At 62.6% G+C, this 18,531-nt stretch carries 15 protein-coding genes and 1 other RNA gene; 6 read left to right on the top strand and 10 right to left on the bottom strand.

The features are described 5' to 3' along the window. Positions 1-337: 337 nt before the first annotated feature. Positions 338-766: a tol-pal system-associated acyl-CoA thioesterase gene (ybgC, locus tag LPW11_RS06550; RefSeq protein ID WP_230997328.1), complete on the top strand. Its 429-nt coding sequence runs from the start codon at positions 338-340 to the stop codon at positions 764-766. 125 nt (positions 767-891) lie between these two features. On the opposite strand, the gene lspA is transcribed toward ybgC, so the two are convergent. Beyond that, positions 892-1,377: a signal peptidase II gene (gene lspA, locus LPW11_RS06555; RefSeq protein WP_230997329.1), complete on the bottom strand. Its 486-nt coding sequence runs from the start codon at positions 1,375-1,377 to the stop codon at positions 892-894. Positions 1,378-1,499: 122 nt separating this feature from the next. Next, positions 1,500-4,274, bottom strand: coding sequence for an isoleucine--tRNA ligase (gene ileS / locus LPW11_RS06560; RefSeq protein WP_230997330.1), 2,775 nt, complete (start codon positions 4,272-4,274; stop codon positions 1,500-1,502). A 307-nt stretch (positions 4,275-4,581) separates the two neighbouring features. On the opposite strand from ileS, the gene LPW11_RS06565 reads away from it, so the two are divergent. Continuing rightward, positions 4,582-6,399, top strand: a complete 1,818-nt coding sequence (locus tag LPW11_RS06565; protein WP_230997331.1) for a KUP/HAK/KT family potassium transporter — start codon at positions 4,582-4,584, stop codon at positions 6,397-6,399. A 109-nt stretch (positions 6,400-6,508) separates the two neighbouring features. On the opposite strand, the gene LPW11_RS06570 is transcribed toward LPW11_RS06565, so the two are convergent. The 4 genes from LPW11_RS06570 to LPW11_RS06585 form a co-directional block, all read right to left on the bottom strand. Next, the gene (locus LPW11_RS06570; RefSeq protein WP_230997332.1) at positions 6,509-9,487 is read right to left on the bottom strand and encodes a CxxxxCH/CxxCH domain c-type cytochrome; all 2,979 of its coding nucleotides are present in this window, start codon (positions 9,485-9,487) and stop codon (positions 6,509-6,511) included. Between the two features lie 37 nt (positions 9,488-9,524). Then, entirely contained in the window at positions 9,525-10,001 is a 477-nt protein-coding gene (locus LPW11_RS06575) for a cytochrome C (protein ID WP_230997333.1), read from the bottom strand. Then, positions 9,998-11,305, bottom strand: a complete 1,308-nt coding sequence (locus LPW11_RS06580; RefSeq protein WP_230997334.1) for a hypothetical protein — start codon at positions 11,303-11,305, stop codon at positions 9,998-10,000. The genes LPW11_RS06575 and LPW11_RS06580 overlap by 4 nt, the downstream gene beginning before the upstream one ends. A 337-nt stretch (positions 11,306-11,642) precedes the next feature. After that, a complete protein-coding gene (locus LPW11_RS06585; RefSeq protein ID WP_230997335.1) occupies positions 11,643-12,389 on the bottom strand; it encodes a hypothetical protein in 747 nt (248 codons plus the stop codon). Between the two features lie 209 nt (positions 12,390-12,598). Here LPW11_RS06585 and LPW11_RS06590 point away from each other — a divergent pair, with 209 nt between their 5' ends. Then, the gene (locus LPW11_RS06590) at positions 12,599-12,802 is read left to right on the top strand and encodes a hypothetical protein (protein WP_230997336.1); all 204 of its coding nucleotides are present in this window, start codon (positions 12,599-12,601) and stop codon (positions 12,800-12,802) included. 83 nt (positions 12,803-12,885) lie between these two features. Here the strand turns inward: LPW11_RS06590 and groL are convergent, their stop codons facing one another. The 4 genes from groL to LPW11_RS06610 form a co-directional block, all read right to left on the bottom strand. Further along, entirely contained in the window at positions 12,886-14,538 is a 1,653-nt protein-coding gene (gene groL, locus LPW11_RS06595; RefSeq protein WP_230997337.1) for a chaperonin GroEL, read from the bottom strand. A 123-nt stretch (positions 14,539-14,661) separates the two neighbouring features. Further along, positions 14,662-14,952 carry a co-chaperone GroES gene (gene groES, locus LPW11_RS06600; protein WP_230997338.1) on the bottom strand — a complete coding sequence of 97 codons (291 nt, stop codon included), beginning with the start codon at positions 14,950-14,952 and terminating at the stop codon, positions 14,662-14,664. A 274-nt stretch (positions 14,953-15,226) separates the two neighbouring features. Beyond that, the gene (locus tag LPW11_RS06605) at positions 15,227-15,499 is read right to left on the bottom strand and encodes a DUF507 family protein (RefSeq protein ID WP_230997339.1); all 273 of its coding nucleotides are present in this window, start codon (positions 15,497-15,499) and stop codon (positions 15,227-15,229) included. Positions 15,500-15,540: 41 nt separating this feature from the next. Further along, entirely contained in the window at positions 15,541-15,825 is a 285-nt protein-coding gene (locus tag LPW11_RS06610) for a DUF507 family protein (protein WP_230997340.1), read from the bottom strand. A 175-nt stretch (positions 15,826-16,000) separates the two neighbouring features. Between LPW11_RS06610 and aroF the strand changes: the two genes are divergently transcribed. The 3 genes from aroF to LPW11_RS06620 all read left to right on the top strand — a co-directional run bounded on the left by aroF (position 16,001) and on the right by LPW11_RS06620 (position 18,443). Then, positions 16,001-17,011 (top strand): 3-deoxy-7-phosphoheptulonate synthase, encoded by a 1,011-nt coding sequence (gene aroF / locus LPW11_RS06615; RefSeq protein WP_230997341.1) that lies wholly within the window; start codon positions 16,001-16,003, stop codon positions 17,009-17,011. A 52-nt stretch (positions 17,012-17,063) separates the two neighbouring features. After that, positions 17,064-17,243: non-coding RNA, 6S RNA (gene ssrS / locus LPW11_RS22490), on the top strand. 189 nt (positions 17,244-17,432) lie between these two features. After that, positions 17,433-18,443 carry a ribonuclease Z gene (locus LPW11_RS06620; RefSeq protein WP_230997342.1) on the top strand — a complete coding sequence of 337 codons (1,011 nt, stop codon included), beginning with the start codon at positions 17,433-17,435 and terminating at the stop codon, positions 18,441-18,443. Positions 18,444-18,531 lie beyond the last annotated feature (88 nt).

Below are 18,531 nucleotides of genomic sequence, written 5' to 3' on the forward strand. Positions count from 1 at the left end.
CTGCGGGAGGGTTCCGGAATAACCTGCAACAGGTGGCAGCACGTCCCTCCCCTTTCAAGGGGGAGGACAGGAGGGGGATGGGGTTCATCCCGCGCTCGCCAACTTCTACCCCATCCCCACCCTGTCCCTCCCCTTGAAAGGGAGGGGACGCCTGAGCGCCTGCTCTTGTAAAAATCACGGGTTTGCCCGCGGGGTCACGCTGTCGAGAGTTCGACTCGCACCGGGTCACCCCTTGGGACAAACCTGATCTGTACCTCACAGCATCACATGCGCGGGGTCACGCTGTCGATACCGACAGTTCACCCCGCTTTTCATTGGCTTACCAGGAGGAAAATGAATGGAAGTTCGCGTCTACTACGAGGACACCGACGCCGGGGGGGTTGTCTACCACGCCAACTATCTGCGCTTTTTCGAGCGCGGCAGGACCGAGTTTTTGAGGGAGAGGGGGTTCGACGTCGCCGCGATGCACAATGCCGGCACCATCTTCGCGATCGTCTCCATGAAGATCGACTACCGCTCCCCGGCCCGCCTCGGGGACCTTCTCGAGATCGAGACGGAGATCGGAGAAGTGAAGAACAGCTCCTTTATTGCAAAGCAAAGGGTGCTGCGCAGGGATGGGGGGACGGTTCTTTGCGAGGCGGAGGTGACGCTGGCGTGCATAGGAGAGACTCTGCGGGCGAAGAGGCTCCCGGCAGACGTGAGGGACATGCTGAAAAAAGGTTGTCCCGGAGATGAACCCAGCATTTCTGTGCCCTCGGAGAAGTAGGGGCCGCATACGTTCCCCCCTTTGTGAAGGGGGGAACGCGAGTTCAAGTGCAGCGGTTCGTGGAAACGGACTCCACGTTCCACGCAAATTCAGCGATAAGCGCACAAAAGGCTGAAGGTTACCCTTCAGCCTTTTGTTTTTCTCTTTTCCTCGAAGTACATGTCGAGCGCCAGGAGGAAGACCCCGACGCAGATCGCGGAGTCGGCGATATTGAAGGCGGGCCAGTGGTGCTCGTACCAGTGGGCGTCGAGGAAGTCGATCACCTCGCCGAGGCGGATCCTGTCGATGAGGTTGCCGAGCGCGCCCGAGAAGATCAGCGAGAGCGACACGGCGGCGAGCGTCTGGTCGGGACGCAACTTCCTGATGGCGATGCAGATCACCACCACCGCTATCAGGGAGATCAGTATGAAGAAGGGGAGCCGGTACGCGGAATTGGCGAGAATCCCGAACGCCGCCCCCTTGTTCCGCACGTAGCTGATGTTGAAGAAGTTGCGGATGACGGTGATGGTGCTGTGCAGCGGCATCGCCTGGTCGATGAAGACCTTCGTGAGCTGGTCCAGGAAGAGCACCAGTGCGCTTACCCCTGCCAGTATCTGATATCGTTTGTCCATTCGTAAGTATCCCCGGCGTATGTTGTGGAGGAAGCTGTCGAAGCCAAGCCTTACGGACCCCGTCCCCCCTCCCCTCGCGGGGAGGGGGCATGAGGTTGCCCCGGCGAGCGGGTGGTGCGTTCTTATTCGACGGCGGAGATGCACTTCGGGCAGATCGTCGGATGCTCCGCATCGCTGCCGATCTTCTCGTCGTAGCACCAGCAGCGCTCGCATTTTGCTCCCGGAGCCGCGCTGACCGCGATCTCCAGCGGATCCCCCGCGTCCCCGGTGTACACCTCTCCCACCAGCGTGTCGGCCAGTTCCACCTTGGAAACGATGAAGATCTCCTTCAGCTCCGCCTGAACCTGGCGCAGCAGCTCGCCGGTAGCGCCAGCCGCCTTGATGGCGACCGCGGCGTCGAGGGAGTGGCCGATCGTCTTCTGCACTCGGGCCAGTTCCAGCGCCTTGGAAACTTCTGCGCGCACCTTCATGACCTTCTCGTAGCGCTCTGCCAGCGTCGCGTCCTTGTGCCCCTCGATGAGCGGCGGGAAGGCCGCGAGGTGCACGCTCGTCTCGCGCGGGCCCGGCATCACCTTCCACACCTCTTCGGCGGTGAAGGAGAGGACCGGCGCGGTCATGCGCACCAGCGCGTCCAGGATGCTGTACATGACGGTCTGGGCGCTCCTGCGCTGCACGGAGTCCGCCTTGCTCGTGTAGACGCGGTCCTTCAGGATGTCGAGGTAGAAGGCACTCATCTCCACGGTGCAGAAGCCGTTCACCGCGTGGTAGAGGATGTGGAACTCGCAGTCGTTGTAGCAGCCGAGCACCTTCTCCTTCAGGAGCTCCAGCTGGTGCAGCGCCCAGCGGTCGAGGTCCGGCATCTCCGCGTACGGGACGGTGTGCACGGCGGGGTCGAAGTCGTGGATGTTGCCGAGGATGTAGCGGCAGGTGTTGCGGATCCTGCGGTACGCCTCGGAGAGCCTGGTCAGGATCTCCTGGGAGATCCTCAGGTCGTCGCGGTAGTCCTGGGCGGCCACCCAGAGGCGCAGCACGTCGGCGCCGAACTTCTTCACCACGTCCTCGGGGGCGACCACGTTGCCGAGCGACTTGCTCATCTTGCGCCCCGAGCCGTCCATGACGAAGCCGTGGGTGAGGACGTTCTTGTACGGCGCGCGCCCGCGGGTGCCGACGGAGGCAAGAAGGGACGAGTGGAACCAGCCGCGGTGCTGGTCGCTCCCCTCGAGGTACATGTCGGCGGGGGAGGAAAGGTACGGACGGTGCTCGAGAACAGCGGCGTGAGACACGCCGGAGTCGAACCAGACGTCGAGGATGTCCGTTTCCTTGTCGAACTCGGTCTTGCCGCAGGCGGCGCAGGAGGTCCCTTCCGGGAGGAAACGGGAGGCTTCCCAGTCGTACCAGATATCCGAGCCGTGCTCCTCGAAGAGGTCGGCGACACGGTGCATGACCTCGCCGGTGGCGAGCACCTCCCCGCAGCTCTTGCAGTAGAAGGCGGTGATCGGCACCCCCCACGAGCGCTGGCGCGACACGCACCAGTCGGGGCGGTTTTCGATCATACCGTAGATGCGCTCCTTCCCCCACTTGGGGATCCAGTTGACGCTGTTTATGGCGTCGAGCGCCTTGCCGCGCAGGTCGTTCTTCTCCATGGAGATGAACCACTGCTCCGTGGCGCGGAAGATGATCGGCTTTTTGCAGCGCCAGCAGTGCGGGTAGGAGTGGCTGATCTCGGCGCTGGCGAGGAGCGCGCCTACCTCCGTAAGTTTCTCGATGACGTTCTTGTTCGCCTCGAAGACGAACTGGCCGCCGAAGAACTCGATGTTTTCGAAGAACTTGCCGCGGTTGTCGACCGGGTTGTAGATGTCGAGCCCTTCCTTGAGGCCGAGCTCGTAGTCCTCCTGGCCGTGGCCGGGGGCGGTGTGCACGCAGCCAGTACCGGCGTCGAGGGTGACGTGCTCACCGAGCAGGATGACGGAGTCGCGGTCGTAGAAGGGGTGCTTCGCGAACTTACGCTCCAGCGCGGTCGCCTTGAAGGTCGCCTTCACCTCCCCTTCCGCGCCGATCTGCTTTAAAAAGCTCTCCTTCAGCCCGTCGGCAACGATGAGAAGCTCGCCGTTCACCTCCAGCGCCACGTAGTCGAGTTCCGGGTGCAGCGCCACCGCGAGGTTCGCGGGGAGGGTCCAGGGGGTCGTGGTCCAGATCACCACGGAGCCGTGGCGGCCGGCGAGGGAGGGATCGAGGAAGCCGAGATCCTCCTTCACCTGGAACTTCACGAAAACGGACGGGGATTTGTGGTCTGCGTACTCGACTTCCGCCTCCGCAAGGGCGGTGCCGCAGGAGGAGCACCAGTGCACCGGCTTCTTCCCCTTGTACAGCCCGCCGTTGGCGGCGAAGCGGGCGAGCTCGCGGGCGGTGATCCCCTCGTAGCTCTCGCGCATGGTGAGGTACGGGTCGTCCCACTCCCCGAAGATCCCCAGGCGCTCGAACTCGGCGCGCTGGATCGCCACGAACTTCGCGGCATACTCGCGGCAGAGCTTGCGCATCTCCAGCTTGGAGATCTCGTGCTTCTTGGAGCCGAGGTTTTTCTCCACCTGGAGCTCGATCGGCAGGCCGTGGCAGTCCCACCCCGGAACGTAGGGGGCGTCAAAGCCGCTCATTCTCTTGCTCTTGAGGATGATGTCCTTCAGGATCTTGTTGAGGGCGTGGCCGATGTGGATGTGGCCGTTGGCGTACGGGGGACCGTCGTGCAGGACGTAGCGCGGCTTCTCCGCACCCGCCTCCACCATCTTCCGGTAGAGGGCCATCTCTTCCCACCCCTTGATGATCTCGGGCTCGCGCTGGGGCAGGTTACCCTTCATGGGAAAGGAAGTGACGGGGAGATTGAGTGTGTCCTTGTAGTCCATGTAGCGGCCTCCGCTGTATCTGTTGGGCTCACCTCGGAGGAGGTAAAGCCGTAAAAACGCCCCGAGGGGCGTCTTTTCCGCGTGTCTTTTCTTGCTGCCACCCCTGATAGGTTCGGTGTAGGATGGGCTCAGACGCACCCTTTCCGGCGATACCGGGGGATGGTTCTGGCGTCAGCAAAGCTTCGAAAAAAGCGCTTAAAACTACTAGAAAGACCGCTAAATGTCAAGAATAAAGGGATTTCTGTTGTCCAGCAGGTCAGGCTCATGTTATACAGGGCGCTATTGATTTGCAAGGGGCAGAGGGTTTATGACCAAACACACTGAATCGTACTGGGGCGGTGTCATCAAATCGATGGGCCTCGTCTTTGGTGACATCGGCACAAGCCCGATTTACACACTCTCGGTAATCTTCGCCATCACCAAGCCGACGCATGACAACGTCTTCGGCATCTTGTCCCTCATCGTCTGGACCCTCATTATCCTCGTCACGGTAGAGTACGCCTGGCTGGCCATGAGCCTCGGGCGCAAAGGCGAAGGGGGGACGATCGTCCTGAAGGAGATACTGACCCACATTCTGAAGGGTGGACGGTATCTCGCCTTCGTCGGCGTCCTCTCTTTTATAGGGGTATCTCTTCTGCTGGGGGACGGCGTCATTACCCCCGCCATCAGTATCCTCTCCGCCGTCGAGGGCCTCGTGCTGATACCGGCCTGTTCCGGTGTGCCGCAGGGGGTGCTCATCTTCATCGCGGCGATTATCGCCATCACCCTCTTCATCTTCCAGTCGAAGGGGACCGACAAGGTCGCCCGCGCCTTCGGGCCGCTCATGGTGATCTGGTTCGTGGCGCTGACCGTAAGTGGCCTCATCTCCATTGCCGGTGTTCCCAACATCCTGGAGGCGGTGAGCCCCTGGTACGCCGTAAAATTCTTCCTCGACAACGGCGTCGCCGGCTTCTTCGTGCTCTCGGAGGTAATCCTTTGCGCAACGGGGGGGGAGGCGCTCTACGCCGACATGGGGCACCTCGGGCGAAAGCCGATCATCCGCGCGTGGTACTACGTCTTCTTCGCCCTGGTCATCAACTACCTGGGACAGGGGGCATTCCTTCTGCGGCACCCCGAGGCGAAAAACATCCTCTTTTCCATGGTGCAGTGGGAGTCGCCGTTTTTGTACGTCCCCTTCCTGATACTGACGATCCTCGCCACCATCATCGCCTCGCAGGCGCTGATCAGCGGGGTCTTCTCCATCGTATACCAGGGGATTACCACCCGCATCATGCCCCTTATGAAGGTGGACTACACCTCCAGCCACCTCAAGAGCCAGATCTACATCGGCTCCGTCAACTGGTTACTGATGGTCCTCGTCATCTTCATCATGCTCCTGTTCAAGAAGTCCGAGAACCTCGCCGCGGCGTACGGTCTCGCGGTCACCGGCACGATGGTGATAACCGGTATTATGATGACCTGGATCTTTTCCCGCACCACGAAGAGGTGGAAGGTACCCATCGCGGTGCTGGTCACCATTGTGGACATCATCTTTCTAACCGCAAACCTGAACAAGCTCCCCCACGGCGGCTACTGGTCCCTCATCCTCGCCGGCGTCCCCTTTGGCACCATCCTCGTCTGGACTCGCGGGCAGCGCGCACTCTACCGGGCCCTGGCCCCGCTCGATCTGGACACTTTCCTCGTCTCCTACGAGCAGATCTACGCCAAGGGGCGGAACATTCCGGGGACCGGTCTCTTCTTTACCAGGGAGTACCACATCATCCCGCCGTACGTCATCCACTGCACCGTGCGCAGCAACATCGTGTACGAGAGAAACGTGTTCATTTCCATCGACCGCACCGACGAGCCGTTCGGCGTGACTTCGAAGGTAATTCCGAACATTGGAACCGGTCTCGATGCCTTCCAGATCAGTGCGGGGTACATGGAGGTGCTGGACATCGAGAAGCTCTTGAAGAAGCATGGGATAGCGGAGAAGGTTATCTTCTACGGAGTCGAGGACATCACCACCAGCAACCCGGTGTGGAAAATATTCTCGGTCATCAAGAAGCTCTCTCCGAACTTCGTGCAGTTCAACAAGTTGCCCGCCAGCAAGCTGCAGGGGGTTGTAACGAGGGTGGAGATGTAGGGATGAAGCAATGGGCTCTATCAGGGGGCCGTCAACCGCAAAGACGCAAAGAAGGCCGGGCACCGAATGCCCGGCCTTCTTTCGTTCCGGCTTGATACCTTTCATTTCGCTACCACGACTGTACTCCGGGGCCGTCATGGCACCCGCTGACGATGAGGCTGCCGTGGGAGCAGGAGGCGCTCGACCCGCGCGGCGTATTGACGGTGATGCCGGTGGTGGTCTGCACCGTGTTCGTCTGCGTCGTCCCGCTCAGCCTGTTCTTGTTCGGCCCGTGGTTCACCCCCGCCCCCGAGCCGGCCTGGGTGCCGAAGCCGGTGTTGCTGACGCCGGGGTGGCACGTGCCGCACACCGATCCGTGGTGCGTCGGATGCCTGCGCTTTATGTTCGGGAAAAGAGTTCCGGTCGGTGCGGCGAGGTTTCCCGTCCCCCCGGTGCCGTGGCACGACCTGCAGTTCCCTTTCCCGTTCCCAGCCAGGAGCGGGTTTGCCACGGTATGGCAGGACATGCAGTCGGGAGCTCCGGTTGTGGCGTCCTTCGCCAGCGGGTACTGGTTCGCGGCAGCGCTTCCCCCCACACCGGTGTTGTGGCAGCCGCCGTTTGACTTCAGACAGGTGGGGGCGGCGACCGCGTTGTGGGTGAAGTAGGGCACCACATGCGCGCCTGTTGCTTCTATGGCGCCGTTGACGTGTTTCGTCCGGTCGGTGAAGCCGGTTCCGGCAGCATTGACATGCGGGTGGCAGGTTATGCAGTTTACCGGGGTCATCCCGGCGTGGGTGGCGTTGGCTGGCGGATATCCGTGGCACTTCGTGCAGTCGCTCGCGGCGACACCGGTCAGGAAGGGGCTCCCCCACGACGGCGCGAGGACCGCCGACGCCGGTTTGTCCATCTCGGGGCCATTGCCATGGCAGTACGTGTTGCTGCAGCTCCGCCCCGCCGCGGTGTATGCCGGCGTGAGCCCGCCGCTGGAAGCGAGCGCGCCGAAGACGACCGGGTTGGCCAGGACGGTGGCGGCACGAGCCCGGGAGCGGTTCAGGTGGTCGACCGTGCCGACTCCGAGGCCGCTGTGGCACTCGGCGCAGACGGTCGACTCTCCGGCCGGGAGATTGATGGCGCTGTGCGAGCCGTGAACCGCCGCGACGTCAGGATAGCTTGTCCCGCCCGGGGGGGTGGCATGGCAGGAGGTGCAGCCGGTCGCTACCGCGGTCGGATCGGCGATATGGCAGGTGAGACAGCGCGGGATCGTCTTCCCTCCGGTGAGGGGGACGTCCGCCCCGACCTGGTGACATCCCAGGCAATACCCGAAGTTGCCGCGCGCCGTGGCGTTGTGGTTGTTGTACGGCACCGCGTGCGGCGCATTTCCCGGCCCGTTGGAGTGACAGGTCCTTGCCTGCCCGAGGGCGTTCGTGAAGGTGGTGGAGAAGCAGCTTGGCGCTGCGGGGAGAGGCGCGGTGCGCCCCTGGCTCACATCGTGGCAAACCGCGCAGGCCTTGGCGATAGAGCCGGCCGTGCGGTGCGAGAAGGCGCCGCTCCCCTGCCAGTCGGTGGGGTGTGCCTTCGCAAAGGTGTGGCAGCTGGAGCAGGCGGCGGTCCTCGTGCCGTCCGCGAGGGTGGTCCCGTCGAAGGCGGTGGTTCCTTTGGTGCCGTGGCAGGCCTGGCAAACGGTGAGATCCTTCTTCGCCTCCCCGCCATGCAGGGACGGCGGTATCGTTGCGGAGGGTGCGAACGGTAGCTGATGGAAGTGGCACAGGGTGTTGTTGAAGCATCCCGGCGCCGCAGCGACCGTAGTTGGCGGCTTTATGGTGGAGTTGGCCCCTGCGGTGTGACACTGGGCGCAGACTGTCACGTTTCGCTGGTCCGCTGTCGCGTGGGAAGCCCCGCCGGTGGAGGAGAACCACGGCTTGCGCGGGTGCGGAGCCAGAACGGCGCTGCCGTGGCAGGCGGAGTTATTGAGGCAGCTCGTCGCCGAGCCGTTCGCGAAGGAGGTCCCGTGGCATTGCTGGCAGTAGGCGAAACCGCTGGCCGAGCCGGGCGCCTTCTTCGCCTGTGCTCCATGCTGGGCCGCTGCGCCCCAGCCGGCGGGGTGGCCGATCTGGGCATGACAGAGGGAGTTGTCGAAGCACCCGCTGGCGCCGACCGGATCCCCCGCCTGAGGCGTGCGGGAGGAGTTGGCACCCGCCGCGTGGCACAGGGCGCACTGTCCCGCGTTGCTCGTATCGGTGGTGCTATGGGAAGGCCCGCCGCTGGTGGAGAGCCACGGCGTGGCTGGATGCGGCGCGCTTATTCCGGAGCCGTGGCACGAGGCATCGTTGAAGCACCCCTGCTGTGCAGAGCCGCCGCTGTAATCGGAGCCATGACACGGCGTGCAGGAGGAAAGCCCGGTGCTCCCGCCGGCGACGGCGTTGGCGGCTGCGCCATGCCGGGCGGCGGCGGACCATCCTGTCGGGTGTCCTTCCACTCCATGACAGAGGGTGTTGTTGAAGCACCCCGGCTCTGTCCCTGCCGGCGCCGGGTCGGAAGGCTTGCGGGACGAGTTCGCCCCGCCGGTATGGCAGACGGCGCAGGCTCTCGCGTTGCTCGCGTCCGCCGAGCTGTGGGTGCGCCCCCCGATGGAGGAGCGCCACGGCTTCTGGGAATGGGGCGCCGCGACTTGCGCTCCGTGGCACCCGGCGGTGTTGAGACAGGACCTCCTGGAGATCCCCCCGCCAAGATCGGCCCCATGGCAGGCCTGGCAATGGGGAAGGCCGGTTATCCCCGCGGCACGTGCATTGGCGGCAGCGCCGTGGGCGTCAGGATCGGCCCATCCGGCGGGATGTCCCGAGGGTCCCCCGGCATGACAGCCTACTCCGTTCCGGTCGGCGCTGAAGCAGCTCACCTTGCTGATCCCCCCGGCGTAGTCGCTGCCGTGGCACTCCTTGCACGCATTGGGGTCGTCGAGATATGCCGCGGGGTGGGCACCCCCGGAAACCGGGACAACCCACCCTGCCTGGTGCCGGCCCGAAACGTCGATCGAGCTGCTGCTTCCTCCCCTGCTGCATCCGGAAAGCCCCGCCACGAGAAGAACGGCGGCACCATACAGAAGTTTTTTCATGTCACGCCTCATGTCACACTCCTTCGCCTGCGGGAATTCAGCGGTGGCAGCTGATGCATCTCTCGTTGTTCCCCCTGCCGTGGCAGCGGTAGCAGCTCGCGGGATCTATCTTCCCCTCGATTTTGTGAATGGTGAGGTAATCGCCGCGGTGCGGCATCTCGCGGTCCGGGCGGTTGCCATACTTCAGCGAGGGCTTCATCTCCACCTGGTTTGTGTGGCAGTCTGCGCAAAATGACCTCTTGTGGCAGCTGGCGCAGAGTCGGTCGTCACTCTGGGCGTAGAAGCGGTGATTCCTGACAAAGACCGCAGTATGGCTGAATGCGGAGAAGGATTTCAGGCTCCCCTTCTGCTGATCCTCGTGGCATTCCAGGCAATTCACCTGCTGCCCCACCGCGAGCGACTCGGGATGGGACTCCGGGAGGGACGGGAGCGCCGCCATCCGGGCACACCCGGCAAGAAGAAAGAGCGCTCCGGCGAGGATCAGGGGAAAGAGGCGTCTGGATATCGTTGTCATTTGGTCCCTCCTTTGCCGTCGTAGGCCATGTTGTAGGTCAGGCGCACGACCGCGCGCACCTCGTCGCTGAACTGCGGGTTGCTGCCGTAGGCGACGTCACCTGAGAGTGCCAGTGCCCGCGTCAGGTGATATCCCCCCGAAGCCGTCCCTTCCCAGGCGCTTTTTCTGCCGAAGATCTTCTCCTTGAAAAGGTAGGCGGTGAGGTCGAGGGCGCCGAAATAGGAGGGTGTATCGGTCATCAGGTAGCCGCGCACGGCGTGGTAGGAGGGGGACTGCGTCCCGCTGATGGCAAAGGACTGGTCGGCGCGCAGGTAGTGGTAGCCCCCCCCTGCGCGCACTCTGTTGTCGGCAAAGGAGAATTTCGCCTCCCCGCCGAAGCGGTCTGCTGTGCCGAGCTCACGCTTGTAGCGCCGGTACTCCGCGAAGAGCTCCCCCTTCCTGATCCGATAGGAGGCGCTTGCGCCGATGGAGCGCGACCGGTCGGCGGGGTCGAGGGCGGCGCCGGAGAAGAGCGCCCAGGTATAGAAATAGCTGCGATCCCGCTCTTCCTCGTAGCGCGCCGACACGGTTAGTTCCTGCACCGGCCGCACGTTGAGGAGATAGCTGTGCTCGGCGACCTGGCTCGTCTCGGTGTTGTAGCTGCTATGGCCGGTCAGCTCGACGGCACTGTGCGGGGCGAGCCACAGGTCACCTCCCACCAGGCGGTGGTTCCCGCCGGCATGTGTGGCGAGGCTCGGGGCCGCGCTCTCATAGACGCCGGAGAGTCCCACCTCCACTACCCCGCGGTACCGGTAGCTGACGCGGCCGCCGAAGAGGCCATCCCCCTTGCCGTCGCTCTCCTCCCCCGGCAGGTTGACGGTATGGACCGTCGCCCCGCCAAAGGCCGAGATTGCCAGACCGAAGGGAAGGTCGCTGCGGGCGCCGACCCCGTCAACCTGCTCGTTCACGATCCCCTCGTGCACGAAGAAGCGCCCCAGCCTGAGCTCGGCATTCGCATCTCGGGGCCGGTACTGCAGGTACCCGTAGGTGACGCTCCCCCCCCCTTGGTCGGTGTTGTAGCTCTTTTCCGCCAGATCGAGCCGCCCCCAGCCGTAGAAGTGGAGGGAGAGGCTGGAGCCGGAGAGCCGGTCCAGGTCGAGCCCCAGGAACTGGGTGAGGGGCGCCACGTCCTTCTTCGAACCCGCAGCGTCACGCTGCTCCAGCCGCAGGATTGTCGTTGACTCGACGGAGGTGAGCGCCCAGGAGGATGCGGGGATGGTCAATAGAGTGGAGAGAGGAAGCAGGCGACAAAGAAAGACTTTCATGGGAGCTCCTGTTCTGGACCAAGGCCATGAGATGTGAGGCAAAAAAGGTTGTCTGCGCACAGCAACATGCGAACCGGCTCATTGCCCGTCGCGGCAGGAAGCAGACTATTTGCCCGAGGCACCGGGAGGCTGTCGATCTCGCTGCAGGAGTAAAGTCTTTTCAGACCAGTGGAAATTAAGTGCTGGGGAGGAGGGCTTCAGGCCCGAAAGGAGGGTGTTCTTAAAGGAAAATAATATTGCAAAGAGATGCCGTCTCCGGCACCAGCGGATGTACCCCTGTACGATTTGTCGCTTCCCGTTGCAATCATCGACAGGGGGCGAGCTTATGTCGAGCGACTCACCCGGGGCGGCCGCGTCTCAACTGCACCTGCCGCCACAACAAGAGCGCACCCCACGCCAGAGAGAGGAGGATGAGGATGGTGCCGCACCCGTAGAAGATGCGGCCGATCAGGTGGTCGTACTGGAGCCAGCCGAGCTTTCCCAGCATGACTTCCCAGTCGTGGTAATCCTCTACCTCGCTCCCGGTGACGCCTCCAAGGAGTGGCAGCTCCCCCGCGCGGGCGTCGTCGGCATAGATCGCCACATCCATGAAGCTCTCCCCCAGCCACCACACCCCTACCGAAGCAGCGAAAGGGTTGCGCCGGGCGAGGAAGGCGCAGATCACCACGAGCGGCACCAGCAGCTGCCCGAGTGTCCCCCCGAGTACCGTCAGGAATCTGTTGCCGAGCACCCCGAAGATGACATGCCCCGCTTCGTGGAAGGGGAGGAGGGTGAGATGCAGCATGCTCTCTGCCGCATAGCCGCTGGCAATCGTCGCGCTCATGAAGCGCCACCCCCAGAAGACGAGAGCGGCAAAGAGGAGAGAACGGCCGACGACAAAGAAGTCAGGCTCTCCAGGCTCCACAGCGACGAGCGCCCCGCGCAGCCGTCCGAAAAGGTCCCCCGCCACTGCAGCAGTCGAAGCCACCGGGGGCGCAGCGGAGGCCGCCGAGGAAGACCGCCTCACCTTCGCAAATATGACCCCGCAGCGCTCGCAGGTGGTCATCCCCTCCCCTTGCTCGAAACCGCATTTAGGACAAATCATCGCTGTACCCCCCGCTCCTTCTCATCAACATGCTGTAGCACGTTGATGGCGCGGTAGTCCACCGCGAACTTTCACACCTGCCCCCCGCTGCCGCGACCACTTCATTACTTTTTTTTAAAGTTTTTCACGAGCCCGCCGAAGATCATTAGCACCTGCCAATATTTTGCACACTATTCCTTTCACCTTTGCCGATCTAAAGGAGGGACGCCATGCCTATCTATCTCGGACCGACAGAGCACCTCGACCAACCGGAGAACCTCATGGGGAACGGCCCGGCGCTGCGCGCGAAACTGAAGTCGTACATGGAGCGGCAAAGCAACCAACAGCACCTGACCCACGATCTCGATTCCCACAGAACGAGACTCGACGCCACCCCCCGCCGCAATACGGCAATGAGCAAGAGGAGATTCTGAAATATCCTCTATCTGCCGCCAATGAAAAAAGGGGAGCCAGCGTGAAGCCGGCTCCCCTTTTTTTGTCCGCTGGTACGGATCGGCTACATCATGCCGCCCATTCCGCCCATGCCACCCATGCCGCCCATGCCGCCAGGCATTGCCGGCATAGCGCCTTCTTCCCTCGGCTTGTCAGCGATCATCGCCTCGGTGGTCAGCATGAGACCTGCGATGGAAGCCGCGTTCTGCAGCGCGTAGCGGGAGACCTTCGTCGGGTCGATGATCCCTGCCTCCAGCATGTTGACGTAGGTGTCGTCAGCCGCGTTGTAGCCGAATGCCACGTCGCCGTTTTTCACCTTGTCCACCACGATGGAGCCGTCAACGCCCGCGTTCTGGGCGATCTGACGGATCGGCTCCTCGAGGGCGCGCTTGATGACGGTAACGCCGAACTGCTGCTCGGCCGGAAGCTCCAGGCCGTCAAGAGAGGAGAGTGCGCGCAGATAAGCGACGCCGCCGCCAGGGACGATACCCTCGTCGACTGCAGCGCGGGTTGCGTGCAGCGCGTCCTCGACGCGTGCCTTCTTCTCCTTCATCTCCACCTCGGTGGCGGCACCGACCTTGATCACTGCCACGCCGCCGACAAGCTTCGCCAGACGCTCCTGAAGCTTTTCGCGGTCGTAGTCGGAGGTGGTCTCCTCGATCTGGGCACGGATCATCTTCACGCGACCCTGGATGTCGCCCTCTGCGCCGTTGCCGTCGATGATGGTGGTGTTGTCCTTGTCGACGGTGATCTTCTTAGCGGTGCCGAGCATGTCGTAGGTGGTGTTCTCCAGTTTGAAACCGACTTCCTCGGAGATGACCTTGCCACCGGTGAGGACTGCGATGTCTTCGAGCATTGCCTTGCGGCGGTCGCCGAAGCCGGGAGCCTTCACAGCGCAGACGTTCAGCACGCCGCGCAGCTTGTTCACAACGAGGGTTGCCAGCGCCTCACCCTCGATGTCCTCGGCGATGATGAGGAGCGGACGGCCGGACTTGGCGGTCTGCTCGAGGATCGGGAGGAGGTCCTTCATGTTGGAGATCTTCTTGTCGTGGATCAGGATGGTGGCGTTCTCGAGGTTCGCCTCCATGCGCTCCGGATCGGTCACGAAGTACGGGGAGAGGTAGCCGCGGTCAAACTGCATACCTTCGACGGTCTCCAGGGTGGTCTCCATCGACTTTGCTTCCTCGACGGTGATGACCCCTTCCTTCCCGACCTTCTCCATCGCCTGGGCGATGATGTCGCCGATGGTGCGATCATTGTTGGCGGAGATGGTACCTACCTGGGCGATCTCCTTGTGGTCCTTGATCGGCTTGGAGATGTTCTTCAGCTCGCCGACGAGGGTCTCCACAGCCTGGTCGAGGCCGCGCTTGATCTCCATCGGGTTGTGACCTGCAGCGACAAGCTTCGCACCCTGGCGGTAGATCGCCTGGGCCAGAACGGTCGCGGTGGTGGTGCCGTCACCGGCGACGTCGGAGGTCTTGGAGGCGACTTCCTTCACCAGCTGGGCGCCCATGTTCTCGAACTTGTCCTCGAGCTCGATCTCTTTTGCTACGGTCACGCCGTCCTTGGTGATGAGGGGTGCGCCGTACGACTTCTCGATGACGACGTTGCGCCCTTTGGGGCCGAGGGTAACCTTCACGGCGTCTGCCAGTGTATTTACACCTTTGAGGATGCTGTTTCTCGCGTCCTGGTCAAACTTGATGAGCTTTGCAGCCATGGTCAAATATCCTCCTTAGGATGGTTATGGCGCCGGCGCTTTGCGAAACGCGAAAGGGGACTTCCGGCATGTCCCGCGCGCCCGGCGACTGGTGTTTTGCCCTGCCTGGTTCCGGTCGTCGGTTTAGTTCTCCACCACGCCGAGGATGTCGTCTTCGCGCATGATCAGGTAGTCCTCACCATCGAGCTTCACTTCGCTCCCTGCGTACTTCCCGAAGAGCACCTTGTCGCCGACCTTCAGATCGACCGGGAACACCTTGCCATCCTCACCCCTTTTACCCTTGCCGACAGCAACGACTTCGCCCTGCTGCGGCTTTTCTTTCGCGGTCTCGGGAATGTAAAGCCCACCGGCTGTCATTGTCTCTTCCTGAACCCTCTTCACGATGATGCGGTCCTGCAACGGTCTGAGATTCATACCTTCCTCTCCTTTCTTCGAGATGCCAGATCTCTTTATAGTTTCAAAAAATATTAGCACTCAAAATGGTTGAGTGCTAAACACTCGACAAATATAATCAGGCTCCGGGCAAAAATCAAGGGGCCCACCCAAATTATTTTGTGAGCCCCTTAACGGTGCAGCCGCGCGAATGGCGCCTCCCGCCGCGGGAAGGGGGACAGGCCCTTTTGGTAGAGGGGCTGTCCCTTTCCCTTCTCGAGATGGAGGCGAGGTCGCGCTTATAGATCTTTCCCTGTCACCACTTCCGCTTCGCGAGTTCCTCCGCGTAGAACTTCTGGTAAAGAATCTCCCATTCCCTGCTTCCCGGGACCTTCGCGTGACTGTAGGAGGAAAGCTTCGTCCGCACCGCCGAGTCTACCTGTTCGAGAACGGAAAAGAAGCCGCCGATCGCGCCCTTGATGCAGTCAAGTGCCAGCCTCTCATCGGAGAAGTCGGCGAGATCGTCGCGCCACAGCTTGTCATACACCTTGTGCGCCAGATGGGAAATGCGGTCTTCCGAGATATGCATGCCTGCTCTCCATTGTGCAGATAAGTTAAATGAAGGTCCGCCTACAGAACTATCTTCCGGTCCTTGGCGAGCTTTTCCTTTATCATCCTGAGCATCTTGTGCCGGTCGATCTCCTGGGCGCCCCCCATCCCCCTGAGGGTCTTCTCCAGGAGGTCCTCGGCGTCGCGCTCGAGCGCCTCTTCCGCCTTCAGATCGGCACTGATCGCACCGCGCACGGCGGCAAGGAGAACACCCCTCTCCTTTTTCGCCGTCATTACCCCTTCACGCTCCAGATCGCCCAGCACTTTCTCCGCCAGGCGCGCCACCTGTTCATCCTTGAGACGCATCTTTACCCTCCCGGAAGCTCGATTTGGCGCATTGTACGTTAATGGCGGCAAAAAGCAATACGAAGGAAGCGTTGACCGGCGTGAGCGCTCCTGCTATCCTTGGCGCCGCCTGTGATGCCCGGGTGCAGCGCCGGAATCGCGTAGGGGTGGACAATCGCCGGAAGGAGATCGCGCAATGCTGATCGTAATGGGATACCAAGCCAGGAAGGAAGAGATTGCCGCCGTCATAAAGGCGATCGAGTGCATGGGACTGCGGGCGGAGCCGATTCCGGGCGGGGAGCGCACCGCCATCGGGGTCCTCGGCAACACGGGGTATGTGGACGACAGCACGGTGCGCGATCTGCCGGGGGTACAGGAGGTCATTCACGTCTCCAAGCCGTACAAGCTCGTGTCGCGCGCCTTCCATCCGGAGTGCAGCGTCGTGACGGTGGGAAATGTGCGGATCGGCTCCGGCGAGCGCCCGGTGGTGACGGCGGGGCCGTGCGCCGTGGAGAGCGAGGAGCAGATCATGCGCACCGCCCGCGCGGTGAAAAAGGCCGGAGCAGATCTTCTGCGGGGAGGCGCCTTCAAGCCGCGCACCGGCCCCCATACCTTCCAGGGGCTGAAGGAGGAAGGGCTGAAGCTGTTGGCCGCGGCGGGACGGGAGACGGGGCTTGCCGTGGTGACCGAGGTGATGTCTCCGGAGACGGTGGGGATTGTCGCCGAGCACGCCGACCTCCTCCAGGTCGGCGCCCGCAACATGCAGAACTTCGACCTCCTGAAGGAGCTCGGCAGAAGCGGGAAACCGGTTCTCCTGAAGCGCGGCATGTGCGCCACCATAGAGGAGTTCCTTGCCGCGGCGGAGTACATCCTCGCCGAGGGGAACCCCAACGTGATCCTGTGCGAGCGCGGCATCCGCACCTTCGACACGGCGACGCGCAACACCCTCGACCTCTCCGCCATCCCGCTCATAAAGGAGCTCTCCCACCTGCCGATCATGGCCGACCCTTCGCACGCCACCGGGAAGAGGAGCCTCGTGCGCCCGATGGCAAAAGCGGCGCTCGTTGCCGGTGCGGACGGGATCCTCGTGGAGGTGCATCCGGAGCCGGAAAAGGCCCTCTCCGACGGCCCGCAGTCCCTTACCTGCGAGGACTTCGAGGCCCTTATGAACGAGCTTAAGCCGCTCTACAACTATCTGGGATTTTAAGAAAAAAGCCCCTTGATTCGCCGGGGCGGCTGGGCTATTATGCGGGCAGTTCTTCTCTCTACCCTGCATCGTCAGGTTGTAACGCCCCTGCGGAATAATTGTAAAAACGGGCGACGTTTCAAACCGTGGTGAGCTGCCCCATTGCGCGGGAATTGCCTAAAGCGGTCCATCGAAGCCCACCTACTGGGAACTCGCTGTGAGGCCCCCAAACCGACGGCAGAGTGGAGAGATTTGATATTGAGGGGACCGGAAACGGTCCCCTTTTTTTGTGTTGCAGGGCGCGGGTGAAGGGCGTATCAATTAAGTGGAACCCGGCACAGGACCGGCTTTTTCTGATCCTTTCCGGGCTCCTGGTGCCCGCAGTGAGGACGCGCCTCCAGCATGAGGGGCGCCCCGTTTAAGGACACCGGGGGGATGGCTCATGACCCCGCACTTTATCCCCGCCCTGGTGAACGGCGATTTTCAGGACCCCGGGCTCTATCTCGACTTTCTCTTCGCGCGCCGCGCCATACTCTTCGACCTCGGCGATCTCGCCCCCCTCTCGGCAAAAAAACTCCTGCGCATAAGCGACGTCTGCGTCTCCCACACCCACATCGACCACTTCAACGGCTTTGACCGTCTCCTGCGCATCTGCCTCGGGCGCGACAAGGGGATGCGGCTCTTCGGCCCCCCGCACTTTCTGCGCCAGCTCGAAAGCAGGCTCGCATCGTACAGCTGGAACCTGATCGCCAGCTACCCCACCGAATTCATCATAACCGCGGCAGAAGCCGCCCCCGACGGAACGATCCGGAGCGCCGTCTTCTCGTCGCGCAAAGCCTTCGCCCGCGAGTCGGAGGAGGAGCGGAGCGCCCTGGACGGGATTCTCCTGGACGAGGAGAACCTGAGGATCCGGTACGCCTTCCTGGAGCACAACACCACCACGCTCGGCTTCGCACTGGAGGAGAAGGTCCATGTGAACATCATGAAGAACAAGCTGGAGGAGTTGGGGGTGCCGGTCGGCCCCTGGCTTGCGGAGCTGAAGCGTGCGGTACTTGCCGGAGCGGGTGACGATACGGTCGTGAGGGCGGTCTGGAAGGAGCGGGGCGAGGTGCGCGAGCGCCACTTTTTACTGGGGGAACTGAAGGAGAAGACCCTCTCGGTGGTGCGAGGGGAAAAGGTGGCGTACGTGACGGACGTATCGTTCTCGGAGACGAACCGGGAGAGGATTGTGGAGCTGGCACGGGGGGCGGACTACTTCTTTATCGAGGCCACTTTTCTCGACAGCGAGCGGGAGAGGGCGCACAAGCGCTGTCACCTGACAGCCCGCCAAGCAGGGGAGCTTGCCCGGGCGGCGCAGGTGGCGCGCGTCATCCCGTTTCACTTCTCTCCGAGGCACCTCGGGGAGGAAAATCTTTTGCGGCAGGAGGTGGAGGCTGCCTTTCGGGGAGAGTAACACCAGGATGAGGATGCGGAAGGTGGGACTGGAAAGGGAGCAAAAGGAAGAGTAAAGCCACCCGCCCCGCCTCCCCCGACTTGAAGGG

The organism is Geomonas sp. RF6, from assembly GCF_021044625.1.
Taxonomy (GTDB): domain Bacteria; phylum Desulfobacterota; class Desulfuromonadia; order Geobacterales; family Geobacteraceae; genus RF6.

Excerpts from the sequence above, each read along its gene's own strand:
- ybgC (WP_230997328.1), top strand. The coding sequence starts at position 338 with ATGGAAGTTCGCGTCTACTACGAGGACACCGACGCCGGGGGGGTTGTC.
- lspA (WP_230997329.1), bottom strand. The coding sequence starts at position 1,377 with ATGGACAAACGATATCAGATACTGGCAGGGGTAAGCGCACTGGTGCTC.
- ileS (WP_230997330.1), bottom strand. The coding sequence starts at position 4,274 with ATGGACTACAAGGACACACTCAATCTCCCCGTCACTTCCTTTCCCATG.
- LPW11_RS06565 (WP_230997331.1), top strand. The coding sequence starts at position 4,582 with ATGACCAAACACACTGAATCGTACTGGGGCGGTGTCATCAAATCGATG.
- LPW11_RS06570 (WP_230997332.1), bottom strand. The coding sequence starts at position 9,487 with ATGAAAAAACTTCTGTATGGTGCCGCCGTTCTTCTCGTGGCGGGGCTT.
- LPW11_RS06575 (WP_230997333.1), bottom strand. The coding sequence starts at position 10,001 with ATGACAACGATATCCAGACGCCTCTTTCCCCTGATCCTCGCCGGAGCG.
- LPW11_RS06580 (WP_230997334.1), bottom strand. The coding sequence starts at position 11,305 with ATGAAAGTCTTTCTTTGTCGCCTGCTTCCTCTCTCCACTCTATTGACC.
- LPW11_RS06585 (WP_230997335.1), bottom strand. The coding sequence starts at position 12,389 with ATGATTTGTCCTAAATGCGGTTTCGAGCAAGGGGAGGGGATGACCACC.
- LPW11_RS06590 (WP_230997336.1), top strand. The coding sequence starts at position 12,599 with ATGCCTATCTATCTCGGACCGACAGAGCACCTCGACCAACCGGAGAAC.
- groL (WP_230997337.1), bottom strand. The coding sequence starts at position 14,538 with ATGGCTGCAAAGCTCATCAAGTTTGACCAGGACGCGAGAAACAGCATC.
- groES (WP_230997338.1), bottom strand. The coding sequence starts at position 14,952 with ATGAATCTCAGACCGTTGCAGGACCGCATCATCGTGAAGAGGGTTCAG.
- LPW11_RS06605 (WP_230997339.1), bottom strand. The coding sequence starts at position 15,499 with ATGCATATCTCGGAAGACCGCATTTCCCATCTGGCGCACAAGGTGTAT.
- LPW11_RS06610 (WP_230997340.1), bottom strand. The coding sequence starts at position 15,825 with ATGCGTCTCAAGGATGAACAGGTGGCGCGCCTGGCGGAGAAAGTGCTG.
- aroF (WP_230997341.1), top strand. The coding sequence starts at position 16,001 with ATGCTGATCGTAATGGGATACCAAGCCAGGAAGGAAGAGATTGCCGCC.
- LPW11_RS06620 (WP_230997342.1), top strand. The coding sequence starts at position 17,433 with ATGACCCCGCACTTTATCCCCGCCCTGGTGAACGGCGATTTTCAGGAC.